3 rRNA genes are annotated in these 5,143 nt (G+C 54.9%); all 3 read left to right on the top strand.

From position 1 onward, the window contains the following. Positions 1 to 1,342, top strand: a 16S ribosomal RNA gene (locus tag AB0O24_RS18885); the annotation flags it as partial. 423 nt (positions 1,343 to 1,765) lie between these two features. Further along, positions 1,766 to 4,875 (top strand): 23S ribosomal RNA (locus tag AB0O24_RS18880). A 102-nt stretch (positions 4,876 to 4,977) separates the two neighbouring features. After that, positions 4,978 to 5,094: ribosomal RNA gene (gene rrf, locus AB0O24_RS18875) — 5S ribosomal RNA — on the top strand. The last annotated feature ends 49 nt before the right edge of the window (positions 5,095 to 5,143 follow it).

Genomic DNA, 5,143 nt, shown 5'->3' with positions numbered 1-5,143 from the left:
ACGTGATCGCATGGTCGTGTTTGGAAAGATTTTTCGGTCTGGGATGGGCTCGCGGCCTATCAGCTTGTTGGTGAGGTAATGGCTCACCAAGGCGTCGACGGGTAGCCGGCCTGAGAGGGTGACCGGCCACACTGGGACTGAGACACGGCCCAGACTCCTACGGGAGGCAGCAGTGGGGAATATTGCACAATGGGCGGAAGCCTGATGCAGCAACGCCGCGTGAGGGATGACGGCCTTCGGGTTGTAAACCTCTTTTAGCAGGGAAGAAGCGAAAGTGACGGTACCTGCAGAAAAAGCGCCGGCTAACTACGTGCCAGCAGCCGCGGTAATACGTAGGGCGCAAGCGTTATCCGGAATTATTGGGCGTAAAGAGCTCGTAGGCGGTTTGTCGCGTCTGCTGTGAAATCCCGAGGCTCAACCTCGGGCCTGCAGTGGGTACGGGCAGACTAGAGTGCGGTAGGGGAGATTGGAATTCCTGGTGTAGCGGTGGAATGCGCAGATATCAGGAGGAACACCGATGGCGAAGGCAGATCTCTGGGCCGTAACTGACGCTGAGGAGCGAAAGGGTGGGGAGCAAACAGGCTTAGATACCCTGGTAGTCCACCCCGTAAACGTTGGGAACTAGTTGTGGGGACCATTCCACGGTTTCCGTGACGCAGCTAACGCATTAAGTTCCCCGCCTGGGGAGTACGGCCGCAAGGCTAAAACTCAAAGGAATTGACGGGGACCCGCACAAGCGGCGGAGCATGCGGATTAATTCGATGCAACGCGAAGAACCTTACCAAGGCTTGACATATACGAGAACGGGCCAGAAATGGTCAACTCTTTGGACACTCGTAAACAGGTGGTGCATGGTTGTCGTCAGCTCGTGTCGTGAGATGTTGGGTTAAGTCCCGCAACGAGCGCAACCCTCGTTCTATGTTGCCAGCACGTAATGGTGGGAACTCATGGGATACTGCCGGGGTCAACTCGGAGGAAGGTGGGGATGACGTCAAATCATCATGCCCCTTATGTCTTGGGCTTCACGCATGCTACAATGGCCGGTACAAAGGGCTGCAATACCGTAAGGTGGAGCGAATCCCAAAAAGCCGGTCCCAGTTCGGATTGAGGTCTGCAACTCGACCTCATGAAGTCGGAGTCGCTAGTAATCGCAGATCAGCAACGCTGCGGTGAATACGTTCCCGGGTCTTGTACACACCGCCCGTCAAGTCATGAAAGTCGGTAACACCTGAAGCCGGTGGCCCAACCCTTGTGGAGGGAGCCGTCGAAGGTGGGATCGGTAATTAGGACTAAGTCGTAACAAGGTAGCCGTACCGGAAGGTGCGGCTGGATCACCTCCTTTCTAAGGAGCATCTGGCACGGATGGCCTTCGGGTTGTTGGTGTCCAGGCGCCGGATCAGACCGAATGTGTCTGCCGGTTAGCTCATGGGTGGAACATTTGATGAGGTGTCGGGGACGAAGGTTCCGGGTTTAGTACGTGGCTTGCCACTGGAACGGTTCGGGTTGGAGTGTCTGATACATGCACGCTGTTGGGTCCTGAGGGGCCGGGCGCTGATCGCGCTAGTCGTGTGGCTGGTGGTGGTTGGTGGCTGTTTCCTTGAGGGCCTGTCTCGGTGCCGGTGTTCCGGTGGCTGGGGTGGGTACCGCCCGTACTTTGAGAACTACACAGTGGACGCGAGCATCTTCCATGCAACTCTTCGGGGTTGTGTGGTGTAGATGATCTTAAAGATCATTAGTCAATTTTTTGACGATTCAACTCATGTGATTTCAAGTCTTTAAGAGCAAACGGTGGATGCCTTGGCATCTGGAGCCGAAGAAGGACGTAGCAATCTGCGATAAGCCTCGGGGAACTGATAAGCGAGTTTTGATCCGAGGGTGTCCGAATGGGGAAACCCCGCCAGGGCGCGTGCGTACCTGGTGACTCCCGCCTGAATATATAGGGCGGGTAGAGGGAACGTGGGGAAGTGAAACATCTCAGTACCCACAGGAAGAGAAAGCAACAGCGATTCCGTGAGTAGTGGCGAGCGAAACCGGAAGAGGCTAAACCTAGCGTGTGTGATAGCCGGCAGGCGTTGCATGTTGGGGGTTGTGGGACTTTTCTGATTGTTCTGCCGAGCAGTCGACGTGACAAGAGGGTATAGACGAACGGTTTTGAATGGCCGGTCATAGAGGGTGCGAACCCCGTAGTCGAAATGCCTGTTCTTGGCGTGAAGAGTATCCCAAGTAGCACGGGGCCCGAGAAATCCCGTGTGAATCTGTCAGGACCACCTGATAAGCCTAAATACTCCCAGATGACCGATAGCGGACAAGTACCGTGAGGGAAAGGTGAAAAGTACCCCGGGAGGGGAGTGAAATAGTACCTGAAACCGTTTGCTTACAAACCGTTGGAGCCTCCTTAGTAGGGGTGACAGCGTGCCTTTTGAAGAATGAGCCTGCGAGTTAGCGATACGTGGCGAGGTTAACCCGTGTGGGGTAGCCGTAGCGAAAGCGAGTCTGAATAGGGCGATTCAGTCGCGTGTCCTAGACCCGAAGCGAAGTGATCTATCCATGGCCAGGTTGAAGCGACGGTAAGACGTCGTGGAGGACCGAACCCACTTAGGTTGAAAACTGAGGGGATGAGCTGTGGATAGGGGTGAAAGGCCAATCAAACTTCGTGATAGCTGGTTCTCTCCGAAATGCATTTAGGTGCAGCGTTGCGTGTTTCTTGCCGGAGGTAGAGCTACTGGATGGCCGATGGGCCCTACAAGGTTACTGACGTCAGCCAAACTCCGAATGCCGGTAAGTGAGAGCGCAGCAGTGAGACTGTGGGGGATAAGCTTCATAGTCGAGAGGGAAACAACCCAGACCACCAACTAAGGTCCCTAAGCGCGTGCTAAGTGGGAAAGGATGTGGAGTTGCTTTGACAACCAGGAGGTTGGCTTAGAAGCAGCCACCCTTGAAAGAGTGCGTAATAGCTCACTGGTCAAGTGATTCCGCGCCGACAATGTAACGGGGCTCAAGCACGCCACCGAAGTTGTGGCATTGACATTTTTGGTAGGCCTTCGTGGTCCAGCCGTGTTGATGGGTAGGAGAGCGTCGTGTGGCGAGTGAAGCGGCGGGGTGACCCAGCCGTGGACGCTACACGAGTGAGAATGCAGGCATGAGTAGCGAAAGACGTGTGAGAAACACGTCCTCCGAAAGACCAAGGGTTCCAGGGTCAAGCTAATCTTCCCTGGGTAAGTCGGGACCTAAGGCGAGGCCGACAGGCGTAGTCGATGGACAACGGGTTGATATTCCCGTACCGGCGAAGAACCGCCCAAGCTAATCCAGTGGTGCTAAGAGTCCTAGCTCAGAATGTTTCGGATCCCTTCGGGGTGATGATCGTCTGTGTGAACGCTCGACCCCATGCTGGTGCGGCTAGCGTATTAACAGGTGTGACGCAGGAAGGTAGCCCAAGCCAGGCGATGGTTGTCCTGGTGCAAGTGCGTAGGCCGACTCTTAGGCAAATCCGGGAGTCATTCAGGCTGAGACACGATGCGGATAAAAAGTGGGTGATCCTATGCTGCCGAGAAAAGCATCGACGCGAGGTTCTAGCTGCCCGTACCCCAAACCGACTCAGGTGGTCAGGTAGAGAATACCAAGGAGATCGAGAGAATCGTGGTTAAGGAACTCGGCAAAATGCCCCCGTAACTTCGGGAGAAGGGGGGCCATCCACTTATTAGGACTTGCTCCGAAAGGGTGTGGTGGCCGCAGAGACTAGTGGGTAGCGACTGTTTACTAAAAACACAGGTCCGTGCCAAGTCGCAAGACGATGTATACGGACTGACGCCTGCCCGGTGCTGGAAGGTTAAGAGGACCGGTTAGCCGCAAGGCGAAGCTGAGAATTTAAGCCCCAGTAAACGGCGGTGGTAACTATAACCATCCTAAGGTAGCGAAATTCCTTGTCGGGTAAGTTCCGACCTGCACGAATGGCGTAACGACTTCCCAACTGTCTCAACCGCGAACTCGGCGAAATTGCATTACGAGTAAAGATGCTCGTTACGCGCAGCAGGACGGAAAGACCCCGTGACCTTTACTACAGCTTGGTATTGGTGTTCGGTGTGGCTTGTGTAGGATAGGTGGGAGACGTTGAAGCATTCACGCCAGTGAGTGTGGAGTCATTGTTGAAATACCACTCTGGTCACTCTGGATATCTAACTTAGGACCGTGATCCGGTTCAGGGACAGTGCCTGGTGGGTAGTTTAACTGGGGCGGTTGCCTCCCAAAATGTAACGGAGGCGCCCAAAGGTTCCCTCAACCTGGTTGGCAATCAGGTGGCGAGTGTAAGTGCACAAGGGAGCTTGACTGTGAGACTGACAGGTCGAGCAGGGACGAAAGTCGGGACTAGTGATCCGGCAGTGGCTTGTGGAAGCGCTGTCGCTCAACGGATAAAAGGTACCTCGGGGATAACAGGCTGATCTTGCCCAAGAGTCCATATCGACGGCATGGTTTGGCACCTCGATGTCGGCTCGTCGCATCCTGGGGCTGGAGTAGGTCCCAAGGGTTGGGCTGTTCGCCCATTAAAGCGGTACGCGAGCTGGGTTTAGAACGTCGTGAGACAGTTCGGTCCCTATCCGCTGCGCGCGTAGGAAGTTTGAGAGGATCTGACCCTAGTACGAGAGGACCGGGTTGGACGAACCTCTGGTGTGTCAGTTGTTCCGCCAGGAGCACCGCTGATTAGCTACGTTCGGGATGGATAACCGCTGAAAGCATCTAAGCGGGAAGCCGGCCTCAAGATGAGACTTCCATACCTTCGGGTGAGAGGCTCCCAGCCAGACTACTGGGTTGATAGGCCGGATGTGGAAGCGTAGTAATACGTGAAGCTGACCGGTACTAATAAGCCGATGACTTGATAACACACCGTTTTTGGTGCTTGCGTCCACTGAGTGGTTCTCGATGTACGGTCGGGAACACAACAATGAAAGTAATCGTTGTTGGTTTTTGAAACATCAATAGTGTTTCGGCGGCCATAGCGAGAGGGAAACGCCCGGTCACATTCCGAACCCGGAAGCTAAGCCTCTCAGCGCCGATGGTACTGCAGGGGGGACCCTGTGGGAGAGTAGGACACCGCCGGACTTCTTCTAACGAAATGGCCACCCAAAGCTGGGTGGCCATTTCGCATTTA

It is taken from the genome of Microbacterium sp. NPDC086615, assembly GCF_040686055.1.
GTDB lineage: Bacteria > Actinomycetota > Actinomycetes > Actinomycetales > Microbacteriaceae > Microbacterium.
Note: the sequence above shows the minus strand (reverse complement) of the source record. Positions and strands in the feature narration are given on the sequence as shown.